The organism is Kineosporia corallincola (assembly GCF_018499875.1).
GTDB classification, from domain to species: Bacteria; Actinomycetota; Actinomycetes; order Actinomycetales; family Kineosporiaceae; genus Kineosporia; species Kineosporia corallincola.
This window is the reverse complement of record NZ_JAHBAY010000020.1, coordinates 26652-49024: the sequence shown is the minus strand read 5'-3', so window position 1 is coordinate 49024 and position 22373 is coordinate 26652. Positions and strand designations below refer to the sequence as shown.

The following is a 22373-nucleotide window of genomic DNA, read 5'->3' as shown; positions in this document are numbered from 1 at the left end:
GCATTTCCTACGGCTCGTACAGGCATGGGTGGCACTATGGCCGGATGCCCGACGCTACCGAGTTGCGCACCGGCGACCCCGCCGAGGTCGCGGGGTACCGCATCGTGCGCAGGCTGGGGCAGGGCGGCCAGGGCGTGGTGTTCCTCGGCCTGAACCCGGACGGCGAGCGGGTGGCGATCAAGCAGCTGCGCCTGGAGGACGAGCGCTCGCGGCAGCAGTTCGCCAAGGAGGTCGCGGCCGCCCGGCGGGTGGCGCCGTTCTGCACGGCCCGCATCATCACCTTCGACCTGGAGGGCGAATCGCCCTACGTGGTCAGTGAATTCATCGAGGGCCCGTCGCTCCAGCGGCTGGTGCGCGACTCCGGGCCGATCGCCGGGACCCGGCTGGAGCGTCTCGCGATCGGCACCGTCACCGCACTCGCCGCCATTCATCAGGCGGGCGTGGTGCACCGTGATTTCAAACCGGCCAACGTGATGATGTCGCCGGAGGGGCCGCGGGTGATCGACTTCGGTATCGCCCGCGACCTGTCCAGCGAAACCACGGTGACCAGCCGGATTTTCGGCACACCCGCCTACATGGCGCCGGAGCAGATCCGGGCCGAGCGGGTGAGCCCGCAGACCGACATGTTCGCCTGGGCCTCGGTGATGGCGTTCGCCGCCACCGGCCGGGCCCCCTTCGACGCCCAGCACATGATGGCCGTGGTGCATCGCATCACCACGATGGAGCCGCAGCTCGACGGGGTGCCGGCCGGGCTCGTCGACGTGCTGACGACCTGCCTGCACAAAGACGCCCGCCGTCGGCCGACCGCCCAGCAGGCCCTGGCGATGCTGCTCGGACGGCCGACGCCGGCCTACGACGTCACCGATGCCGGGCCGGTGCTGGCCGAGGCCAGCCGGATCGCCCAGGCGAACACGGGTGGGCCGGCCGGTGCTGTCGGGTCGGCTGATTCTGGCGGAACTGGGGCCGGCGCGGCCGGGGCTGCTGGTGCTGTCGGGGCCGGACCTGGGGCCAGTGCTGGAGCCGGGGTCGGGGCCGGTGCCGCCGGGCAGACGGGGCGGACCGCCCCGACGGCCTGGACCGGCCAGGGGAGTGCGACGGCGCGAACCGGGTCTGCCGACCGGACGGCCCCGACCTCCCGAAACCGGCTTGCGCACAACGGTGAGCGCGGCAACGGGCACGCCACCGGGCACCTGACGGGACAGTCCAGCAGCCCCACCTCCGAGCGCCCGACAGGGCAATCCAGCAGCCATGCCGCCGGGCACGCCACCGATCGCACCGCCGCCACCCGCCGGGTGGCGCCCGGCGACCCGCACTACGGCACACCCCCGCCACCGGGAGCACCCCGGGAGCCGGGTGCCCGAGGGGTGCCTGACCGGACGTCCACGCCCAGGCCCGACCGGACGTCCACCCCTGTGGTCCCCTCGCGCAGGCGTCGCAGCGGGCCGGTCTCGTCGCTCGGGGCGGTACTGGCGCTCCTGCTGATCGGAGGCGGGCTGGTGGCGGGCGGGGCTTTCGCGGTGCGTGCCGTCTCGAACCACGGACGTCCGACAGCCGGCGACACCGGTCCGGAGAACGGGGGGCTGCCCTCACAGCCGGAGTCGACCGGCGTCCCGGCGCCGAGCTCGACCACGAGCGGCCAGAACACCGACGGCCAGAGCGGCGAGGGCGGGCCGAGTTCCGGAGCGTCGTTCCCCGGGGGCTCCACACCGGCCGGGTCGACGCCCGCCGTCACGCTGCCGGGAGGCGGTGCGGGCACCGGCCTGCCCGCCTGGAGCTCCGGCATCTGGAGCGGCCCGGTCAGCCAGCCGCTCGGTCAGGTGACCAGCTGGGACGCGGTGGTCACCCTCGACCAGGGTGCCACCACCGGCAAGATCGCGATCGACGACCTCGGGTGCAGCGGCGTGCTGACCTACGTCTCCGGGGGTGACGACTCGGTGGAGATGACCACCCACCTGGAAGACGATCTGTGGGACAGCTGCGCCGACACCAGCACCGTCGTGCTCACCCGCAGCGGGGCGAACCAGATCCTGTTCTCCTGGCAGGACGACTCCGAGGAGAGCAACAAGGCCGTCGGTACCCTCACGCATCAGTGACGGGCATTCGGCACAGAGTCACGCGAACCAGCCTGGGCGCGCACCTTCACCGTGAGTACTACTGAATCACCCGCTCCGAATGGCAGACTGCCACCGTGCCTGACGTAGCCCCCTTGCTGAACACAGACCCTGCGCAGGTGGCCGGATACCGGCTGACCGGGCGCATCGGTGCAGGTGGGCAGGGGGTGGTCTACCTCGGTGTGACCCCCGACAACGAACTCGTCGCGGTCAAGATGCTGCGCGTCGAAGACGAGCACTCGCGCCAGCTCTTCACCCGGGAGGTCAGCGCCGCGCGCCGCGTGGCTCCGTTCTGTACCGCGCAGATCATCGACTTCGACATGGCGGCGTCGTCCCCCTACGTGGTCAGCGAGTACATCGAGGGCCCGTCGCTGCACCAGTACGTCTCCGAGCGCGGCACGCTGACCGGCACCCGTCTCCAGCGCCTGGCCATCGGCACGGCCACCGCGCTCGCGGCCATCCATCAGGCCGGCGTGGTGCACCGCGACCTCAAACCGGCCAACGTGATGATGTCGCCGGAGGGTCCGCGGGTCATCGACTTCGGCATCGCGCGCGACGACTCGAACGACACCACCAAGGTCAGCAAGCTGCTCGGCACACCGGCTTTCATGTCGCCCGAGCAGTTGCGGGGCGAGCGGGTCGGCCCGGCCACGGACATGTTCGCCTGGGGCTCGGTGATGGTGTTCGCCGCCACCGGCCGGGCGCCGTTCGAGGCCGAGCACATGATGGCCGCCATCGCCAAGATCGCCAACGACGAGCCGGACCTGACCGGGGTGCCGCCCGAGCTGGCCGGCGTGCTGCGCCTGTGCTTCTCCAAGGACCCGGCCCGCCGCCCGAGCGCTCAGCAGGCGCTGTCGATGCTGCTCGGCCGTCCGTCGGAGCCCGACACCACCGATGCCACCGTCGTGCTGGCCGAGGCGACGCAGCTGGTGGTGGCCAGTTCCACCGGCCCGGCCGGGGGATACTCCGGTGATGCCCGGGCCACCGTCGGGCAGCCCGTGGCCGCGGTCGACGAGACCCGGGTGGAGCGGCCGGTCGGCAGCACCGGCAACACCGGCCCGGGCGTGACCTCGGGTTCGGGAGAGGTGCCCGCCTGGGGTACTCAGGTGCCCGAGGGGCAGCCGCAGTACCCGGCCCAGCCGCAGCCGTCCCGGCAGTATCCGTCCCAGCAGCAGTGGCAGCAAGCGCCGCAGCCCTGGCAGCGGAACGGGCCCGCGGGCCGGCCGGACCAGCCGCCTCAGCAGGGCCAGTTCGCCCAGCAGCAGCCACCTTTCAACCAGCAGGCGCCGTACGGCGGGCCGGGTCAGTTCCATCAGCCCGGCCCGACCGCCGCGCAGCAGGGCTGGAACCGCAATCCCCCGGTGCCCGGCCGGCCGCAGAACCCGCAGCAGGGCTGGGGGTCCACCCCGGCCCAGCCGGTCGGCCCGCCTCCGCAGAACTGGAACGCTCCGGCGAATCCCCAGCCGGGCTGGGGAGGTTCGGGCGCGGCGCCCAACCGTGGGCGCACGGGTGTGCTGGTCGCGCTGGCCTCGCTGGTGTGCCTGGTCGCCGGGTTCGCGATCTGGGGTGCCGTGGCCGACGACGGCACCGGCACCGGCACGAACGGCTCCAGCACGTCGTCGTCGGGTTCGAAAGACGCTGCCGACCCGGACGCCTGTGGTGGCCGGATCAATGTCGGCGCCGATCAGGGTGACGACTCCGACTGCACGTCAGCTGATTCCGGCACCGGAACGTCGTCCGGATCGTCGGACGAGACCACCTCGTCCGACGAGAGCTCCACCGATGCGGGGGATTCCGGCATCCAGACGCCCGACGGATCGGACGAGCCGGCTTACCAGCTGGCCCCGAGCGGCACCCTGCCCTACGCGCTCGACGGCGTGTGGGAGGGGCAGGTTTCGCAGCCCGCCGCCAGCGTCGACAGCTGGACCGTCCGGCTCGACCTGACCGCCGCCAAAAAGCGTCCCGGAACCATGAAAGTGGTCGACCTGGACTGCGTCTCGAACCTGACGGTGGAGAACGCCGGTTTCACCACCGCCACGCTCCAGGCCCCGGTGAAGGACAAGGACGACCCGCACGACGCCTGCGCCGAGCTGGGTGAGGTCATCCTGATCGCGAACACCGACGGCACGGTCGGTTTCACCTGGCAGGACCAGAACAGCGTCTCGAACGTCGGCCTCGCCACGCTGGAGAAGGTCGGCTAGGTCACTCCGGGGAGGTGGCCTTCTCGGCGTCCCCGCAACTGACGCCGGTGGCGATCTTCCAGCTGGCCGAGGTCTGCGCGTACTCGCCGAGCTCGGCCAGGGTGCCGTTGTCGGCGCGGGAACCGTTCTCGCTCAGGTCGATCCTGGTGCGCACGATCTTGTCGTACCCGTCCTTGGTCGCCTTCTCGAGGTTGTAACCGGCCAGATAGAGCTTGTTCTGGCTGACCGGGCAGCCGACGCCGGTGCCGTAGCCGTTGATCCCGAGGTCGAAGCTGTACTGTTCGCCGTCCACGTTCTCGGTGGTCACGATCGCGCAGTCGGCCACGGCGAACAACGAGGCACTGAAACCCCGGTCCACCAGGATGATCGCGGTGCCGTCGCCGAGCACGTTCGCGACGGCGGTCGGCGGCTTGTCCTCCCGATCGTACGTGGTCGAGAAAACCGCTCCGGAAGCGGTTTTCACCCCGAGCGTGCTTTCGTCGCCCTGCACGGACAACCAGATCCGGTCGTCCTTGCCGTCGCCGTCCAGGTCGCCCGCCTTCGCCGTCCCGGCACCGGCGGGCACCGTGGTGCCGTCCGCCTCGCACCCGTCGTCGCCGCCCGCCGTGTTTCCACTGCCTGAGGACGACGAGGAGCCCGCGTTCTCCGTGCCGCCGTCCGTGGAGCCCGAGGCGCCGATGCCCGCAGGGCCGGCGGTCACCCCGGGCACCGTGATCGGGTCGCCGCCGCAGGCCGCGAGCCCGAGCAGGACCGTGGGCGCCAGCGCCAGCGCGAAGAAGGGCCTGCGGCGCCGGGCGCGCGAGCGGGACATGATCGGATCCTTCCGGGGGAACGACGGCTTCGGCAGTTGGATGCACCGGGCGGCGGAAAAGTTCGGCCCGCCCGGTGCCCGGTCAGTTCGCGACCTCGAGCCCCTGGATCAGGTCGGTCGCGAGGTCCTTGCCGTCGTCACGCCGGATCTGCATGTAGATCAGCCGCGTGGCGTCTTCGTCCTGCGGTTCCAGGGCGATCTCCTGCACCGTGTGGCTTTCCGCGCCCTCGCAGTTCTCCCAGGTGATGACGGTGCCGGTCCAGACGGTGCTGCCGGTGTAGTTCTCGGTGCGCGCCTTGTCGCAGCCGTCGTGGGTGATCGCGGCGACCTTCTCCGGCAGGCTGTCGTCGGTGGTCGCGCCGACGAACACCCCGTTCACGTCGGCGGTCAGGTCGGTCCACTGCTTCACGTCGTCGGCCAGTAGCAGCCCCGCGGCGGTCTTGCCCTTCAGGCCGATCGAGCTGGGCGTCCAGCCGGTGTCGGTCAGCTCGGAGCCGAAGTCGGCGGTGGTGAGCGTGATCACGTCGTTGGCGTCGGTGACCGAGACGGGCGAGCCGGAACGGTGGTGCTGGTAGTAGAGCACCGAGCCGATGCCGGTGGCGGCGGCCAGCAGCACCACGCCCGTCATGGTCGCGATCCAGCGACTGCCCCCGGCCCGCGCGACGCCCGGGGACTGCGGTCGCTGCTGGCCGCTGGAGCCGCCGGAACCCGGCTGCTGCGGCCCGGCCTGGTTCGCGGCCGGATAGGGCGTCTGGCCGTGCTGCTGCGCCTGGGAGTGGCCGCCCTGGCCGTAGCCCGGCGGCGGACCGTGCGAGCTGTGCGGTGACTGTGTGGTCTGCCCGCCCGGCCCGTACGAACCAGGCCGGCCCCAGGAATCGGCCGAGCCCCACTGCCCGGACTGCTGCCCGGACTGCTGCCCGGACTGAACCACCTGACCGGGCTGTGCGGCGCGAGTCGGGTCGCCCGGCGGATGGAAACCGGACGGCTGACCCGGCCGGCCGGACTGCCCCGGCTGCGCCCGGAAGGCATCCCGCCCGGTCCGCCCTGCCTGACCTCCCGGCCCTGCCTGCCCGGCCGGCCCGCTCTGTCCCGACCACCCAGCTTGTCCCGACCACCCGGCCTGCCCCGACCACCCGGCCTGCCCGCTCACGGTCTCCGCCTGCGGGCCCTGGTAGGTCCAGCCCGGGGTCGGGCTGACCGGCTGCGACGCGAAGGCGGAGGCACCCGGGGTCACCGGGGTGGCCGGGGCCGGCGTCGGGGCAGGGACGTCGGGGGCGCTCGTCGTCGTCCCCTGTTTGCCCTGAAACTCCGGCGCGGCCACGGAGAAGTTCTCGTCGATGCCGTCGGCCAGCTCGTCCAGCCGGACGGCCAGACTGGCCGCGTCGGGCCAGCGGTTCTCCCGGTCGGACTGGAGGGTCTTCAGCAGCGTCTCGCGCACCCCGGCGGGCAGCGCCTCGGGCAGCTTCTCGCGCAGCACCAGCGGCAGCAGGGGCCGCTGGGCGGTGATCAGGTGGTAGGCGAACGCACCCAGGCTGTACACGTCGGCCCGCGGGTCGACGCCGATCTGCGGTTCCATCTGCTCCGGCGCCATGTATCCCGCGGAACCGACCGACATCGTCACCCCGGAGCCGTGGGCCAGGCTCTTGGCCACCCCCAGGTCGGCCACCAGCAGCCGCTCCCCGCCGCCGCGCACGCCGGTGATCAGCACGTTCGACGGCTTGAGGTCGCGGTGCACCACCCCGGCCGCGTGCAGCTCGGCCACCCCCCGGGCCACCTCGGCGGTCAGCCGCAGGCCCTCGGCGAGCGGGTAGGCGCCGTTCTCCTTGACCCGGTCGGACAGAGTTCCGCGGTCGGCGTACTCCATCACCAGATAGGGCCGTCCGTCGGTGAGCTCGCCGATGTCGAAGACCTGGACGATGCGGTAGGACGAGGCCTGGCGCAGCATCCGGGCCTCGCGCAGGAAGCGTTCGCGCAGGTCGAGGCGGTCGGCCCAGTTGTCGGCCATGACCTTCACGGCCACCTCGGCGTCCAGTGACTCGTCGTGGGCGAGCCAGACGACGGCGAAGCCACCGGCTCCGAGGCGGCGGACGGGCCGGTAGCGACCGATCAGCTCGGGCAGAGGCATGGCAGCATCATGCCGCTATGACCGACGTACCCGAAGAGCCCGCTGCCCCTCAGGGCGCCACTCGACCCGGTAGTGACCGGATCGATACCTTGGCGCGCGCCGCTGCGGCCGGGGATGATGCCGCTCTCAACGATCTTCTCGCCCTGATCCAGCCGGAGGTGCTGCGCAGAGCGGGCCAGATACTGCCCCATCGGGAAGACGCCGAGGAGGCCGCGCAGGATGCCCTGCTGCAAGTCGCGCGCCGGATCAGCGGCTTCGAGGGCCGCAGCTCGTTCCGCACCTGGCTCTACGTGGTGGTGACGAACGCCGCACGGCAGACCTACCGCGACCTCAAACGCAGAGCGTCCGAGCGGCCACTCACGGTGGAGGAGCAGGTGCGCCCCGACCCTCGGCGCACGAGCGTGATCGCCGGGTCACGCATCGACCTGCTGGAAGCCCTGGAGGCGCTGGAGGAATCGCATCCGCAGCTGGTCAAGCCGTTCGTCTACCGCGACCTGGCCGACCTGGAGTACGAGGAGATCGCGCGCCGTCTGGACCTGCCGCTGGGAACGGTCAAGTCGCGCCTGAACCAGGCCCGGCAGGAGGTGCGGCGCCGGCTGATCCGCTGACGCCTCGGAAGCAGGCGCCTCAGAGGTAGACGTCGAGGGTGGCGCCGAGCTGGGGCAGGTCCTGACGGGCCTGCTCCGGCGTGCCGCCCGCCGAGCCGCCGTCGGGCTCCAGGGTGCCCGAGCCACCCGCGCTGCCCGCACCGGCGGCCGTCGAGCTGCCCGACGACGAGCGCCTGTCGAAGCCGTGTGCCTTGTTCTCCGTGCTGGTGGCCGAGATCGAGTGGGCCTCGTGCAGGCTGTCCTTCGTGGCCAGGGCGGCGGCGGCCTGCTGGGCGGCCGCGCTGGTCTCGTCGGTGTGCAGGCCGGGATGCGAGATCAGCTGGCGCTGCATGTGCATGGCCCCGTAACTGCTGAACACGTTGTGCTGGTTAGCGACTGACATGACGCTCATGATGATCACCGCCGTTCGATAGACGTCGTCCCCGTGTCTCTCGGGATCTCTCTTCCTCAACTTGAGCCGACGAGCCAAAGTTTCCGGCCCGTGCCCCGAACGGGCCAATCCCGTCCGGATTTTCCGTGGCTCCAGCATGACCACGCCCCCGCCGTTCTGCCAGCCGCCATCCGGGCCGGAGCAATGTTCCAGAACTCTTGACGCGGTGCGGAGTTCCGGCGAGTGATGGGTGGAACTGGCGTCCGGGCGACCTTCCCTGTCACAAGGTCGGCACCCACACTCGGCTCAGGTCGACCAGCACGTGCACGCCGCCGCCCTGGCCTGTTCCGCCGATTATCTCCTGACGTCCGACAAGGGCTTCAGCGATCCGGACGTGGACTTCGACGTGCTGCCCTACGAGGTGTACCGACCGGACGAGTTCCTCGAGCTCATCGACGACTCGGCCCCCCAGGTGGTCCGGCAGGTCATGGCGAAACAAGTGGCCTACTCGATCCGGCGGCACGGTGAGGCGGACCTCTGCGGGGCACTGCGCCGGGCCGGTTGCCCGAAGTTCGCCGAACGGGTCCGCAACCACCTGCAAACCATCGACTCGCGGCGGTTCTGAGCCGATGCGGGCCGCCGGTCACCGAGGTGGCACCGGGTCTGGACACGGCCGGGCGCGGCAGGGCCTAATCTGGGGGCGTGGCCGCCGAACCGAAGTACCGCCGGATCGCTGCGGACCTGGCCGAGCGGGTGCGCTCCGGCGACTTCGGGGCCGACGGTGCGCTCCCGCCGCAGCGCGCGCTGAGCGAGGAGTACGGGGTCACGCTGATGACCCTCCGGCAGGCTCTCCAACTGCTGCAAGACGACGGCCTGATCGAGCAGCGGCCCGGCCGGGGCACCTTCGTGGTGCCGCCCGAGGTGGCCCATGACCAGGCCAACCTGCGCAGTCTCGCCGACGAGCTGAACACCCAGGGCGTGCCGCTGCGCACCGAGGTGCTGGGCCGGCAACTGCGCAAGCTCCCCCGGCAGGTGGCGGCCGAGCTGCACCTGCCGCCCGACGAACCCGCGCTGCGCCTGGAGCGGCTGCGCTCGGTACGCGGAATTCCGTTGCTGCACCAGGTTTCCTGGGTTCCACAGCCCTGGGCCGAGGCGATCAGGAATGTCGACTTCGAGCTGACCCCGCTCTACGCCGCCATCGGCGAGGCGGTCGGCACCACTCCGGAGCGGGCCCAGGAGGCGCTCACCGCCGAGGCCCTCAGTGCCCGGCTGGCCGGCCTCAACGGAACCGGCGAAGGCCGTCCGGCGCTGGTGATGCGCCGGACGACCTTCGACGGGACGGGCCGGGCCTACGTGGTGGACACCGCCACCATCCTCGACGAGCGGCTGCGCATCGTCACCGACCGCCGCAGCTCAGAGGTCACGCACACCTGGCGTTTCGGTTAGTGGTCCACCGCCTTCTCGGCGCCCGCGCCGGTGATCGAGCGCACCTCCATCTCGGCGTACTTCGCCGCCGAGCCCACCTCCTTGCTGGTGACGGTGCCCAGGTAACCGAGCAGGAAGCCCAGCGGGATCGAGACGATGCCCGGGTTGTCCAGCGGGAACCAGTGGAAGTCGATGCCGGTGTCGGTGATCACCGAGGCGGCCTTGCCGGTGGCGTCGACCTTTCCGGAGACCACCGGCGAGAAGATGATCAGCACCAGGGCCGAGGTCAGGCCGCCGTAGATGCTCCACAGCGCGCCCCGGGTGTTGAACCGCTTCCAGAACAGCGAGTACAGGATCGTCGGCAGGTTGGCCGAGGCCGCCACCGCGAAGGCCAGCGCCACCAGGAAGGCGACGTTCTGGTCCTTGGCGAAGATGCCACCCACGATCGCGACCAGCCCGATGACCACGGCCGTGATGCGCGCGACCCGCACCTCGTCGTCCGCACGCACCTGGCCCTTCTTGATCACGTTCGCGTAGACGTCGTGGGCGAACGACGCACTGGCCGTGATCGTCAGGCCGGCCACCACGGCGAGGATCGTGGCGAAGGCGACGGCCGCGATCACCCCCAGCAGCAGGGTGCCGCCGAGCTCGAAGGCCAGCAGCGGGGCCGCGGAGTTGGCCTTGCCCGGCGCCGCCATGATCTTCTCCGGCCCGACCAGCCAGGCCGCACCGAACCCGAGCACCAGGGTGAACAGGTAGAAGATGCCGATCAGCCAGATCGCCCAGACCACGCTGCGCCGGGCCTCTTTCGCGCTCGGCACGGTGTAGAAGCGCATCAGCACGTGCGGCAGTCCGGCGGTGCCGAGCACCAGGGCCAGCGCCAGTGAGATGAAGTCCAGCTTCGTGGTGCCGGTGAGCCCGTACCGCAGGCCGGGCTCCAGCAGGGCGTTGCCCGTCGGCGAGGCCGCCGCGGCGTCACCCAGCAGCTCGGAGAAGTTCAGTCCGGCCTTGCCGAGCACCCACACGGTCATCAGCGCGGCGCCGATGATCAGCAGCACGGCCTTGATGATCTGCACCCAGGTGGTGCCCTTCATCCCGCCGACCAGCACGTAGACGATCATCAGGATGCCGACGACCGCGATCACCAGGTTCTGGGCGCCCGAACCCTCCACGCCCAGAAGCAGATTCACCAGGCCACCGGCCCCGGCCATCTGGGCGAGCAGGTAGAAGAACGAGACGGCCAGGGTCGAGATCGCCGCCGCGGTGCGCACCGGGCCCTGCCGCAGCCGGAAGCTGAGCACATCGGCCATGGTGAAACGGCCTGTGTTGCGCAGTAGTTCGGCCACCAGCAGCAGTGCGACCAGCCAGGCCACGAGGAAGCCGATGGAGTACATGAAGCCGTCGTAGCCGACCGTGGCGATCGCCCCGGCGATGCCGAGAAAGCTTGCGGCCGAGAGGTAGTCACCGGCGATCGCGATGCCGTTCTGCCGGCCGGTGAAGGCCCGGCCGCCGGCGTAGTAGTCGGCGGCGGTGCGGTTGTTGCGCGAGGCCCGCAGCACGATGGCCAGGGTGATCACCACGAAGACGATGAAGATCGTGATGTTGACGGCGGGGTTGCCGATGTCCTCGGTGGTCGCCGCGGCGAAGGGAATCCTCACTGCACCTCACCCCGCTCGATGTGCTCGCGCAGCCGGTCGGCCGTCGGGTCGAACTCGCGGTCGGCCCAGCGGGCGTAGGTCATGGTGATCGCGAAGGTCGAGACGAACTGCGACAGGCCGATGATCAGCCCGAGGTTGACCCGCCCGAACACCTGGGTGTTCATGAAGTCCGGCGCGTAGGCGGACAGGATCACGTAGAGGAAGTACCAGACCAGGAAGAGTCCGGTGAGCGGGAAGACGAACCGGCGGAAGCGGGTGCGCAGTGCCTGGAACTCCGCACTCGCCTGCACCTCCTCGTAGCCGGTGCCGCCCAGGGGGCGGTCTGGCTGTTCAGCGGACATCACAGCTCCTTCGCTGACTCGGGCGTGCTTCGTCGCGCGCCCGCAGACGGACGCGCCTACTGTGAGCGGCGTCACTTGTCCCGGAGTAGGGGTGACCACGGTCACTTCGGTGGAAGGTCCGACCTGGGCGATGTGCGGTAGCCCGGGCACGACGAGTGGTCTCAGCGGGGGCCGGGTTCGCCGCGGTTCAGGTCGAGCGACTCCGGTGCGTGCAGCCGCACCATGATCGTGCCCACGCCCGGCACCCGGGATCCCCGGGTGAGCAGCGAGACCGCCACCATCACGGCGAACGCCGCGGGCACGGTCCAGGCCGCGGGCTGGCCGAGCAGGGCCGCGGGCCAGCCGGACTCGACCGTCCCGGACACCGTGAGCAGCACCGCCGTGCTGGCCAGCAGCCCGCCGGTGGCCAGCCCGGCCAGGGCCCCCGCCCGGGTCAGGCCGCGCCACCAGATGCCGAGCACGAGCAGGGGGCAGAAGGTGGAGGCGGCCAGGGCGAAGGCCAGCGTCACGGTGTCGGCCAGGCCGGTGCGCACGCCGAGCAGCGAGAGCGTGGCGGGCACCAGCACGGCCAGCGCCGCGCCCACCCGGAAACCGCTGACACTGGCCCGGAAGCGTCCCCGCAACAGGTCCTGGCTGAGCACACCGGCCACCGAGATGGTGAGCCCGCTGGAGGTGGACAGAAAGGCGGCGAACGCGCCCGCGGTGAGCAGGGCGGTGGCCGCCTCGCCCCAGGGTTCGCCGAGCATGCGGCCGGGCAGCAGAAGCATCATCGCGTCGGGGGTGCCGAGCAGGTCGCCGGCGTAGATCCGGCCCAGCGCCCCGTACACCGGCGGGAACAGGTAGAACGCGCCGAGCAGGGCGATCACCGTGAGCACGGTGCGGCGGGCGGCCCGGCCGTCCGGGTTGGTGTAGAGCCGCACCAGCACGTGCGGCAGGCCCATCGTGCCGAACAGCAGGGCGAGCAGCAGCGAGTAGGTGCGGTACACGGGGTGGTCGGCGCCGTTGAGCGGGGCGGACCAGGCGCTGTCGCGCAGCGCGGCGGAGGGCGTGCCGTCGGTGTGCCAGGCGAACAACAGAAGGACGACGGGGAGCGCGATCGCGGTCAGCTTGAGCCAGTACTGGAAGGCCTGCACGAACGTCACCGACCGCATCCCGCCCGCCGTCACGTTCGCGGCCACCACCAGCACGGCGATCACGGTGCCGACCCAGCCGGGGGCGCCGGTGGCGGTGCGCAGGGCCAGCCCGGCGCCGAGGAACTGCGGCAGCAGGTAGAGCCAGCCGATGCCGACGACCAGCACGGCGGTGGCCCGGCGCACCCCGGCCGAGCGCAGCCGGATCTCGGCGAAGTCGGGCAGGGTGTAGGCCCCGCTGCGGCGCAGCGGCGCGGCCACCAGGGCGAGCAGCACCAGGTAGCCGGCGGTGTAGCCAATCGAGTACCAGAGCATGTCGCTGCCGGACGCGAAGATCAGCCCGGCCACACCGAGAAAGCTTGCGCCGGAGATGTACTCGCCACCGATCGCCGAGGCGTTCCAGCGCGGCGAGACGATTCGCGAGGCCACGTAGAAGTCGCTGGTGGTGCGCGACAGCCTCAGGCCGAGCGCTCCCACCCCGAGGGTGGCGACACAGACAGCGACGACGGCGAGCCAGGCACTCACCGGCGCCGCAGGATCTCGGTGAAGTCCCGTTCGGCGCGTTCCACCGCGCGCACGTGCCACCAGGCCGCCGCGTACAGCAGCGGGAACACCGCGACCCCGAGCAGCAGCCAGGCCACCGTGACCGGCCCGACCCGGTGCGCGGCCAGGCCCGGCAGCAGCAGGAACAGCACGGGCAGGGCGGCCAGGCCGAGCAGCACGACGGTGAGAACCGTGAGCGCGGGCCGCAGCTGGGAGCGCAGCAGGGCGGTCAGGTACACCTCGCCGATCTCGGTCTGCTCGTCGATCTCCCGGGTGGCCGGGCGCAGTTCCGGGCGCGGGCTCGCGGCCATCCGCGGGCTGGTGATCCGGACCCGCTGGACGGGGCGGTCGTTCATCGACCGTCCCGGTGCATCAGACGATCCTTGACCTGCCGGGTGTGACGCCGGCTCACGGTCAGGGTGTGCCCGCCGAGCCGGACGTGGAAGCGCCCGCCGTCCATGAGCAGTTCGTTCACGTGCCGCACGTTGATCAGGGTGCTGCGGTGGATGCGGACGAAACCGGACGGCGCCCAGCGCTCTTCGAGGGCGCTGAGAGGAACCCGGAGCAGGTGGCTGCCGACGGCCGTGTGCAGCCGGGCGTAGTCGCCCGCAGCCTCCACGAACAGCACGGCCGAGCGGCGCACGAACCGGGTGACGCCGCCCAGCTCGACCGGGATGTTCTCGTCCGGCTCCGCGGCCGGGCGCACCGGTGTGCCCTGGGCCTCCACCGCGCGGCGCACCGCCTCGGCCAGCCGCTGGGCCCGCACCGGCTTGAGCACGTAGTCGACGGCCCGCAGGTCGAACGCCTCCACCGCGTGCTGCTCGTAGGCGGTGACGAAGACCAGGTGCGGGCGGGCGGTGAAACGGGCCAGCACCCGGGCCAGGTCGAGGCCGTCCAGGCCGGGCATCGAGATGTCGCAGAACAACACGTCGACCTGCTCGCTCTCCAGGACCTTCAGGGCCTGGGTGCCGCTGTCGGCCGTCAAAACACGGCCGATCCGGTCGTCGGAGTCGAGCAGCCACGCCAACTCGGAAAGAGCGGGGGGCTCGTCGTCCACAACCAGGGCTCGCAGAGGTGCCGGCGTCGTCGCCATGTGCCAAACCTAGGGGGAAGGCGGCCCCGCGTGAACTCCCGGAGCGTATTTCGGTACCCGGAAGCTCACCTTTGTCCCCGCGCCCTCGGCGGTCTCCACCACCAGACCGTAACGATCGCCGAAGACCTGCCGCAGCCGGGAGTCCACGTTGCCCAGGCCGACCGAGTCGCCGGACTCCCCGGCCAGTACCCGCGCGATCAGCGCCGGGTCCGACCCGACCCCGTCGTCCTCCACCCAGATCAGCGCCTCGGACCCGGAGTCCGCGGCACCCAGCGTGATGTGACCGGGCCCCTCCTTGCTCTGGAGGCCGTGCTGTACGGCGTTCTCCACCAGCGGCTGCACCGACAGATAGGGGACGGCGACCGGCAGCACCTCCGGCGCCACCCGCAGCCGCACGTGCAGCCGGTCGCCGAACCTGGCCTGCTCCAGCACCAGATAGCGCTCGATGTTGCGTAGTTCGTCGGCCAGCGTGGTGAACTCGCCGCCGGCCCGGAAGGCGTAGCGGGTGAAGTCGGCGAACTCCAGCAGCAGTTCCCGGGCCCGCTCGGGGTCGGTGCGCACGAACGAGGCGATCGCGGCCAGGGAGTTGTACACGAAGTGCGGGCTGATCTGGGCCCGCAGCGCCCGCACCTCGGCCTCGATCGCCCGGGTGCGGGAGCGGTCCAGCTCGGCCAGCTCGATCTGCGTGGACACCCACATCGCCACCTCACCGGTGGCTCGCACCAGCCCGGCGCTGACCGCCCCGCCGTACGCGATCAGTGCGCCCACCACGGCGTCGCCGCTGGTCAGCGGGGCGACAACGGCGCTGCGCAGAGGGCAGTCGAGCACCTCGCAGGCCTGGTCGCCGTCGATCTGGGCGGCGTCGAGCACACCTGCCCGGCCGGTCCGGAGCACCCCCTCGGCGTGCCGGAGGGCCTGGTGCCGATGGTGGGCGCCCTCGCCGTCCCAGGCCAGCAGCCGGGAGCCGTCCGCCAGGGCGACCGCCGGGGTGCCGAGCAGGGTGCGCAGGTGCCGGACGGCCTTCTGGGCGCCCTCGGGGGTGAGCCCGTCGCGCAGCGGCGGGGCGGCCAGCGAGGCGGTGTGCAGGGTGTCGAAGGTGGCCCGCTCGGCCGGGGTGCCCAGGTCGGGGCCGCGCCGGGCGCGCCGGAACGCGATCACCGCGAGCAGTACGACCACCAGCACGGCGGCGATCTCGGCCCCGCGGATCCATCCGTCCTGCGCCACACGTCGACGGTAGGGCACGCACGGCACGAAGAAACACATGGTGGACGACGAGAGCCCGGTCCGGGCCCGCCGCCGCTCGCGGGAACCGGGCCGTGCGCGGGGAACCGGGCCGTGTGCGGGGAACCGGGTCGTGCGCGGGAATCCGACCTCATGGTCGGCATCCGCCGAAACTGTCGTACCCGCGTGCGATGCTCGCTGACATGACGACGCCGAGCGAGTTCGCCGCTCTTCACCGCCCGGGCACGCCGGTCGTGCTGCCCAACGCCTGGGACGCCGCCAGCGCCGTGCTCATCGCCGCGGCCGGGGCACCCGCCGTCGCCACCTCCAGTGCTGCGGTCGCCTGGGCGCTGGGCCGGCCCGACGGTGAGCACCTCACCCGTGACGAGGTGGTCGCGGTGGTCGCGCGAATCGTTGCAGCGGTGGATGTTCCGGTGTCGGCCGACATCGAGGCCGGCTACGGCGACGTGGCCGCCACGGTGGTGGCGGTGGCCGGGGCCGGGGCGGTCGGCGTCAACCTGGAAGACTCGCAGCCCGACGGCACGCTGTACCCGGTGGAGCAGCAGGCCGAGCGGGTGGCGGCGGCCCGGGCCGCCGGTGGCGAGGGGTTCGTCGTCAACGCCCGCACCGATGTGTACCTGCGCGGCATCGGCGAGCCGGAGGGGCGGGCGGCCGAGGTGCTGCGCCGGGCCGAGGCATTCGCCGCGGCCGGGGCCAGCTGCCTGTTCGTGCCCGGCCTGCTCCACCTGCCCACGCTGACCGACCTGGTGCGGCGCTCGGCGCTGCCGATCAGCGTGCTGGCCGAGCCGGCCGGCCCGTCGATCGCCGAGCTGACCGCCACCGGCGTGGTGCGCATCAGCCTGGGCACGGCCCTGGCCGAGGCGGCCTACGGGCAGGCGGTGGCGGCGACGCGCGAGCTGTTCGCCACGGGCACCATGAAGCAGCTCCAGGGCTACGCCGGGTACGGCGAGGTCGACTCCAGCTTCCGGCCCTGAGCCAAAGCTTCCGAGCGAGAGGTCGCGGCGGTGAACACCTTCCACGAAGACGCCGAGCGCTGCGTGCGCATCGTCCAGGCCAAGGACGAGCGGTTCGACGGGTTCTTCATCACCGCCGTGCTCACCACCAAGATCTACTGCCGGCCGAGCTGCCCGGTGGTGCCGCCGAAACCGCAGAACATGCGGTTCTACCCGAGCGCGGCGGCGGCCGCCGCCAACGGCTTCCGGGCCTGCAAGCGGTGCCGGCCCAACGCGGCGCCGGGCTCGCCGGAGTGGAACGTGCGCGCCGACCTGGTGTCGCGCGCCGTGCGCCTGATCGCCGACGGGGTGGTCGACCGCGACGGCGTGCCCGGTCTGGCCTCCCGGCTGGGTTACAGCGTGCGCCAGGTGGAGCGGCACCTGATGGCCGAGGTCGGTGCCGGGCCGCTGGCCCTGGCCCGCATGCAGCGTGCCCAGTCCGCCCGGGTGCTGATCGAGGGCACCCACCTGCCGTTCGCCGAGATCGCCATGGCCTCCGGGTTCAGCAGCGTCCGCGCGTTCAACGAGACGGTGCGCGAGGTGTTCGCGATGAGCCCGGGCGAGTTGCGCGGTGCGCCGAGGCCGAGGGCGGGCATCCGGGGTGCGGCCCGGCCGGGGCCCGGCCCCGACCAGTCGCCCGCCTCGATCAACCTGAAACTTCCCTTCCGGCAGCCGTTCTGCCCCGACAACCTGTTCGGGCACCTGGTCGCCACCGCCGTCCCCGGGGTGGAGGAGTGGCGGGACGGCGCCTACCGCTGCGCCTTCCGCCTGCCCAGCGGCCACGCCATCGCGGCGCTGCGGCCGCTGCCCGACCACATCGCCTGCCAGCTGTGGCTGACCGACCCGAGCGACCTGACCGCGGCGATCAGCCGGTGCCGCCGGTTGCTCGACCTCGACGCCGATCCGGTGGCGATCGACGACCAGCTCTCCCGCGACGAGGCGCTGGCCCCGCTGGTGGCCAAGACCCCGGGCCGCCGGGTGCCGCGCATCATCGAGCCGGAGCAGTTCGCGGTGCGGGCCGTGCTCGGTCAGCAGGTGTCCACCGCGGCGGCCCGCACCCACGCCGCCCGGCTGGTCCTGGCCCACGGTGAGCCCATCCACGACCCGGCCGGCGGCCTGACCCACCTGTTCCCGACCCCCGCGGCGCTGGCCGATCTCGACCCGCAGAGCCTGGCCATGCCGCGCACCCGCCGCGAGGCGTTGCTCGGGTTGATCCGCGCGCTCAATTCCGGCGACCTCACCCTCGACATCGGCAGCGACTGGAACGCCACCCGGGAGCAGCTCTACGCCCTGCCCGGATTCGGCCCCTGGACGGTCGAATCCATCGCCATGCGCGCTCTCGGCGATCCCGACGCCTTCATTCCCGGCGACCTCGGGGTGCGGCAGGCGGCGGAACGGCTCGGTCTGCCCACCGGCGCCGGCCCGCTGACCGCCCGGGCCCAGGCCTGGCGGCCGTGGCGGTCCTATGCGGTGCAACATCTTTGGGGCACCAGCGATCACGCGATCAACCGCATGCCGGTCTGAACCGCCCCGCCGCAGTCGATGAATAACCGACTGCGAATTTCTCCGGGTGGTCAGAAAACCCGTCCGCCTGCTGGATATTCCGATCTCCGTCAAACACCTGATTCGCAGGCTTTTACTTCTCCGGCCTCATTCCCCGGGAGAAAACTGTGGTCACGGACCTGATCGCGCGAGCGTGCAAGGAGGGACGCCGGACCGCCCGTACCGGCGCTGCGCTCACGCGGTCAGGTCTCTTCCTGGGTAGGGTCCATGGTCGGCGGCGCTGGTGCGGAGCCGCTCGGCGCGGTCTGCGCCATCTGCGAAACCAGTTGCAGGATGCGGGTGTCCCGGTCGTGCGCCTGATGCTCCAGCATCAGGGTGCGGGCCAGTTCCCCGTCCTGCGCGCGGATCGCCTCGGTCATCCGTTCGTGCTCGTCCCTGCTGGTGTCGAAGGTGCCCTCGGCCAGCGGGGTCTTCCACGGTGCGCTCAGCTTGGCCTGGGCGTCGAGGGTGTGCAGCAGGCCGCCGATGGTCTGGTTGTGCGCGGCCTGCCGCACCGCCTCGTGCCACAGGTTGAAACAACGCCGGATCGCTGCCGGTTCGCTCTCGGTGCGGGTGCGGGCCAGCAGGTCGTCGAGCCGGGCCAGGTCGATCGGGCTGCGCCGCAGTGCCGCCGCGTAGGCCGCCGACGACTCCAGTACGGCCCGGGCCTCGAACACCTCCAGCATCTCCTCGTCGCTGCGCCGCCGCAGGGTGAAGCCGCGCTGCGTGGACACCAGCAGACCGTCGCGCTCCAGCAACCCGAGGGCCTCGCGCACCGGCGTGCGCGACACCGCGAACTCCTCGCTCAGGGTCTGCGGGATCAGCGAGGCGTCTTCCGGGTAGTGCCCGGAGGTCAGCCGGGACCGCAGGGTCTCGTAGATCGTGTCCCGGGCGCTGGCCATCGCGGCCCCCTTCCGCTCTCGTCAGGCGTCGTCGTGCTCAATCTACCGAGGAACGAACCGGTGGATAACCGGCTCCCCGCGAGCGCCGGCCAGGAGCCGGCCAGGAGCCGGTCAGGAGCTCGCGGCGGTGGCCAGGGGGAGCGACGGGTCGGCCCGCCACTCGCTCAGTGATCCGTCGTAAATGGTGATCCGCCCGGCCGGCAGCCCACCCTCGGTCAGCGCCAGGGCCAGCCCGGCGGCATTGATCGCACCGCCGCAGTACAGCACCACCCGTTCCGCGTCGGCATAGCCTGCGGCCGCCTGCCGGGCCCGGTCGAGGTCGACCGTTCCGTCGTCCGAAAGCAGTTCGGGATAGGGCAGACTCGACGAGTTCGGAATGTGGCCCCGGGCGTACTCGCTCTGCCGCAGGGCGCACACCACGGGACTCGCGGCGGAGGGTTCCCCCGACAGCGCCCGCACCTCGGCCAGCCCGGCGAAGAACCCGGCCCGGGGCCGCACCGTCACCGTGCCGGGCCGCACCGGCCCCTGGTCGGGGCCGGACACCAGGCCGGCGCCCCAGGCGTTCAGCCCGCCGTCGAGCACGAACACCCGGTCGATGCCGTGGGCGCGCAGCAGCCACCACAGCCGGGCCGCCCAGGCCCCGGACAGCCGGTCGTACACCACCACCGTGGTGTCGTCGCTGATCCCGACCGCGCGGGCCGCGGCCTGCACCTGGTCCGCCCCGGGCGCGGCGAAGGCGAAACCACCTGCCGGGTCGGAGAACTGGAGAAACAGGTCGGCGAACTGGGCGCCGGGCAGGTGGGACGCCTCGTAGTCGTCGCGCCCGCTGGAGTATCCGGCGTCCGATCGGTGAATGCTGGCGTCCAGCAACACGAGTGATCCGTTCCTCAGCTCGGGCGCTCGGGAGGCCAGCCAGGCCGGGGTGACGAGGGAGCTCACTTCTTCACCACCGACGCGGCCCGGTTGCGCCACTCGCCCCGCTCCGGCCGCCTCAGGCCGAGCCGGTCGCGCAGCGTCTCGTCCTCGCCGTAGGCGGTGCGGAACAGCCCGCGCCGCTGGAGTTCCGGCACCACCTCGCGTGCGACGTCCTCGAAGGCGCCGGGTACGTGCGTGGCCTGGATCATGAACCCGTCGGCGGCCCCGGCGTCGAGCCACTGCTGCATGGTGTCGGCGATGTCGGCGGCCGAGCCGATCATGTTGCCCTCGGTGCGGGCGCCGTACCAGCGGCCGATCTCGGCCACGGTCAGCTTCTCCCGCTCGGCGAACTCCACCACCTCGCGGTAGTGACCCTCCACGCCCACCACCTCCAGCGACGGAAGCGGGCCGTCCAGATCATATTTCGTCAGGTCCACGTTCACGTGGTAGGCCAGCCGGGACAACCCGGCCTCCACCGAGACCAGCTCGGCGAACGCCTCGTGCCGGGCCATCGCGTCCCGGTAGTCGGTGCCGACCACCACGGTGGCGGCGGGCAGCACCTTGATCTGCGACGGGTCGCGCCCGAAAGAGGCCGCGCGCTGCTTGATGTCGGCGTAGAAGTCGATGCCCGAGGCCAGCGACTCGTGCGAGCAGAAGATCACGTCGGCCCAGCGCGAGGCGAAGTCCCGGCCGGCCGGTGAGGCACCGGCCTGGATGATCACCGGGTAGCCCTGCGGCGGGCGGGGCACACTCAGCGGGCCCTGCACGCGGAAGAACTCGCCCTCGTGGTCGACCGCCTCCACCTGGTCGGGACGGCCGAACACGCCGGTGTCCTTGTCGCGCACCAGCACGTCGTCCGACCAGCTGTCCCACAACCGGGTGCTGACCTCGAGGAACTCCTCGGCCCGGCGGTAGCGCGTGGCCCGGTCGGGCAGCTTGTCCTGGCCGAAGTTCTGCGCCTCGGCGTCCTGGAAACTGGTGACGACGTTCCACCCGGCCCGGCCGCCGGTCAGGTGGTCGAGCGTGGACAGGCTGCGTGCCACGTTGTACGGCTCCTGGTATCCGGTCGACATGGTGGCCGCCACACCGAGTTTCGTGGTCACCGCCGCCATCGTGGTGATCACCGGCATCGGGTCCAGGCGCGGCGTGCCGGAGCCCCACTTCACGGCCGGCTCGAACGAGTCGCCCAGGCTCCTCGGCACGGCGAGGGCGTCCGGCACGAAAGCGAAGTCGAAACAGGCGTCCTCGAGCACCCGGGCGATGTGGGCGTAGTGCGCGGTGGTGAGGAAGCCGTCGCCGGCCTGGGGGTGTCGCCAGCCCACGGTTCCCTGCGGACCGGCGTTCATGAAGGCGGCCAGGTGCATCATCCGGCGGATGTCCTTTCGATCAAGAGCTTTGAGGGACGACGAACAGACCGTCAGGCCGTCAGCAGCGACAGCTCGTCCACCAGGGCGACCGCGAACGACCCGGTCCCCGTCGTGCGGGCCCCGGCCCTCTCGGCGGCGGCCGCGTAGGCGGCGTGCGCGATCCGGGCGGCGCTGAACGGGTCGTTGCCCGCCGCCGCGGCGGCGGCGCAGAGCGCGCCGAGACTGCAACCGGCCCCGGTGACCTGCGTCAGCCGGGCGTCCCCACCCGGGACGGCCACGGTCGTGGTGCCGTCGGTGATGTAGTCGACCGGTCCGCTGACCGCGACCACGGCCCCGGTGGCCCGCGCGATCGCGGCGATGGCGTCCACGGCCTCGGCCGAGCTGGCCGTGGTCTCCACGCCCTTGCCCAGCGCCGCGCCGCCGCCCAGGGCGATCAGCTCGCTGGCGTTGCCCCGGATGATCGCCGGCCGGAACTCCAGCAGCGACTTCACGAACGCGTCGTACTCCGCGGCCCCGGCACCGACCGCCACCGGGTCGAGCACCCAGGGCGTGCCCGCGGCCCGGGCGGTGCGGGCGACCTCGGTGAAGGTCTCCTCGATGCTGCTCATCAGGCCCGCGGTGTTGATCCACACCCCGCCGGCCCCGGCCGGGAAGGTGCGGGTCCAGTCCGAGGCGGCACCGATGGCCGGGCCGGCGCCGACCGCGAGCAGCACGTTGGCGCTCAGGTTGGCCGCGATGTAGTTGGTCAGGCCATAGACGAAGGGGGACGCCTGCGCGATGGCGGCGAAGCCCTTGCGCACGTCCTCGTCCTGCCAGCTGATCTCTTCCACGGTGACTCTCCTCGGACGCGACGGCGGGTTGCACAACTGCATGTCACTGTATGCAGCAATATGCAGAAATCGCCATGGGTCCGGTCGGGTTTCACCGTTCTGTCACAGAAGCGGCGCTGCGGCTTGCTGTGACCTGGATCACTCAATAATTTGCGACCGATCGGCGT

At 71.8% G+C, this 22373-nt stretch carries 20 protein-coding genes; 7 read left to right on the top strand and 13 right to left on the bottom strand.

The features are described from left to right. Positions 1–44 precede the first annotated feature (44 nt). Positions 45–2093 carry a serine/threonine-protein kinase gene (locus tag KIH74_RS32905; RefSeq protein WP_214160334.1) on the top strand — a complete coding sequence of 683 codons (2049 nt, stop codon included), beginning with the start codon at positions 45–47 and terminating at the stop codon, positions 2091–2093. 95 nt (positions 2094–2188) lie between these two features. After that, the gene (locus KIH74_RS32900; protein ID WP_214160333.1) at positions 2189–4312 is read left to right on the top strand and encodes a serine/threonine-protein kinase; all 2124 of its coding nucleotides are present in this window, start codon (positions 2189–2191) and stop codon (positions 4310–4312) included. Position 4313: 1 nt separating this feature from the next. Here the strand turns inward: KIH74_RS32900 and KIH74_RS32895 are convergent, their stop codons facing one another. Together KIH74_RS32895 and KIH74_RS32890 are read right to left on the bottom strand one after the other, a co-directional pair. Continuing rightward, positions 4314–5123: a hypothetical protein gene (locus KIH74_RS32895; RefSeq protein ID WP_214160332.1), complete on the bottom strand. Its 810-nt coding sequence runs from the start codon at positions 5121–5123 to the stop codon at positions 4314–4316. 82 nt (positions 5124–5205) lie between these two features. Then, positions 5206–7248, bottom strand: coding sequence for a serine/threonine-protein kinase (locus KIH74_RS32890; RefSeq protein WP_214160331.1), 2043 nt, complete (start codon positions 7246–7248; stop codon positions 5206–5208). 17 nt (positions 7249–7265) lie between these two features. Between KIH74_RS32890 and KIH74_RS32885 the strand changes: the two genes are divergently transcribed. Then, entirely contained in the window at positions 7266–7856 is a 591-nt protein-coding gene (locus KIH74_RS32885; RefSeq protein ID WP_372492162.1) for an RNA polymerase sigma factor, read from the top strand. A 19-nt stretch (positions 7857–7875) separates the two neighbouring features. Here KIH74_RS32885 and KIH74_RS32880 read toward each other — a convergent pair whose 3' ends face one another. Next, positions 7876–8238: a hypothetical protein gene (locus KIH74_RS32880; RefSeq protein WP_214160329.1), complete on the bottom strand. Its 363-nt coding sequence runs from the start codon at positions 8236–8238 to the stop codon at positions 7876–7878. Positions 8239–8548: 310 nt separating this feature from the next. Between KIH74_RS32880 and KIH74_RS32875 the strand changes: the two genes are divergently transcribed. Both KIH74_RS32875 and KIH74_RS32870 read left to right on the top strand, forming a co-directional pair. Continuing rightward, a complete protein-coding gene (locus KIH74_RS32875) occupies positions 8549–8851 on the top strand; it encodes a VapC50 family PIN domain-containing toxin (protein ID WP_214160328.1) in 303 nt (100 codons plus the stop codon). Between the two features lie 77 nt (positions 8852–8928). Beyond that, positions 8929–9672, top strand: coding sequence for a GntR family transcriptional regulator (locus KIH74_RS32870; protein ID WP_214160327.1), 744 nt, complete (start codon positions 8929–8931; stop codon positions 9670–9672). On the opposite strand, the gene KIH74_RS32865 is transcribed toward KIH74_RS32870, so the two are convergent. From KIH74_RS32865 to KIH74_RS32840, 6 genes are all read right to left on the bottom strand, one after another. Next, complete coding sequence (locus KIH74_RS32865) at positions 9669–11309, bottom strand: monocarboxylic acid transporter (RefSeq protein WP_308114060.1); 1641 nt, start codon at positions 11307–11309, stop codon at positions 9669–9671. The two genes, KIH74_RS32870 and KIH74_RS32865, sit on opposite strands and share 4 nt — an antisense overlap. Beyond that, complete coding sequence (locus KIH74_RS32860) at positions 11306–11650, bottom strand: DUF485 domain-containing protein (RefSeq protein WP_214160326.1); 345 nt, start codon at positions 11648–11650, stop codon at positions 11306–11308. Before KIH74_RS32860 ends, KIH74_RS32865 begins: the two co-directional genes overlap by 4 nt. Positions 11651–11811: 161 nt before the next feature. After that, positions 11812–13305: a sodium/solute symporter gene (locus tag KIH74_RS32855; protein ID WP_214160325.1), complete on the bottom strand. Its 1494-nt coding sequence runs from the start codon at positions 13303–13305 to the stop codon at positions 11812–11814. Further along, entirely contained in the window at positions 13302–13679 is a 378-nt protein-coding gene (locus tag KIH74_RS32850) for a DUF485 domain-containing protein (protein WP_214160324.1), read from the bottom strand. Before KIH74_RS32850 ends, KIH74_RS32855 begins: the two co-directional genes overlap by 4 nt. Next, entirely contained in the window at positions 13676–14416 is a 741-nt protein-coding gene (locus tag KIH74_RS32845; protein WP_214160323.1) for a LytR/AlgR family response regulator transcription factor, read from the bottom strand. The genes KIH74_RS32850 and KIH74_RS32845 overlap by 4 nt, the downstream gene beginning before the upstream one ends. 9 nt (positions 14417–14425) lie before the next feature. Further along, a complete protein-coding gene (locus KIH74_RS32840; protein WP_308114059.1) occupies positions 14426–15640 on the bottom strand; it encodes a sensor histidine kinase in 1215 nt (404 codons plus the stop codon). A 200-nt stretch (positions 15641–15840) separates the two neighbouring features. Between KIH74_RS32840 and KIH74_RS32835 the strand changes: the two genes are divergently transcribed. Further along, on the top strand, positions 15841–16632 hold the full coding sequence (locus KIH74_RS32835) for an isocitrate lyase/phosphoenolpyruvate mutase family protein (RefSeq protein ID WP_214160321.1): 792 nt from the start codon (positions 15841–15843) through the stop codon (positions 16630–16632). Between the two features lie 30 nt (positions 16633–16662). Continuing rightward, positions 16663–18174, top strand: coding sequence for an AlkA N-terminal domain-containing protein (locus tag KIH74_RS39070; protein WP_214160320.1), 1512 nt, complete (start codon positions 16663–16665; stop codon positions 18172–18174). Positions 18175–18395: 221 nt separating this feature from the next. Here KIH74_RS39070 and KIH74_RS32825 read toward each other — a convergent pair whose 3' ends face one another. The 4 genes from KIH74_RS32825 to thiM form a co-directional block, all read right to left on the bottom strand. Beyond that, positions 18396–19094: a GntR family transcriptional regulator gene (locus KIH74_RS32825; protein ID WP_214160319.1), complete on the bottom strand. Its 699-nt coding sequence runs from the start codon at positions 19092–19094 to the stop codon at positions 18396–18398. Positions 19095–19205: 111 nt separating this feature from the next. Then, positions 19206–20033, bottom strand: coding sequence for a sulfurtransferase (locus tag KIH74_RS32820; RefSeq protein WP_214160318.1), 828 nt, complete (start codon positions 20031–20033; stop codon positions 19206–19208). Continuing rightward, positions 20030–21373 carry an LLM class flavin-dependent oxidoreductase gene (locus KIH74_RS32815; protein WP_372492164.1) on the bottom strand — a complete coding sequence of 448 codons (1344 nt, stop codon included), beginning with the start codon at positions 21371–21373 and terminating at the stop codon, positions 20030–20032. Before KIH74_RS32815 ends, KIH74_RS32820 begins: the two co-directional genes overlap by 4 nt. 53 nt (positions 21374–21426) lie before the next feature. Further along, positions 21427–22206, bottom strand: coding sequence for a hydroxyethylthiazole kinase (gene thiM / locus KIH74_RS32810; RefSeq protein ID WP_214160316.1), 780 nt, complete (start codon positions 22204–22206; stop codon positions 21427–21429). Positions 22207–22373: the final 167 nt, after the last annotated feature.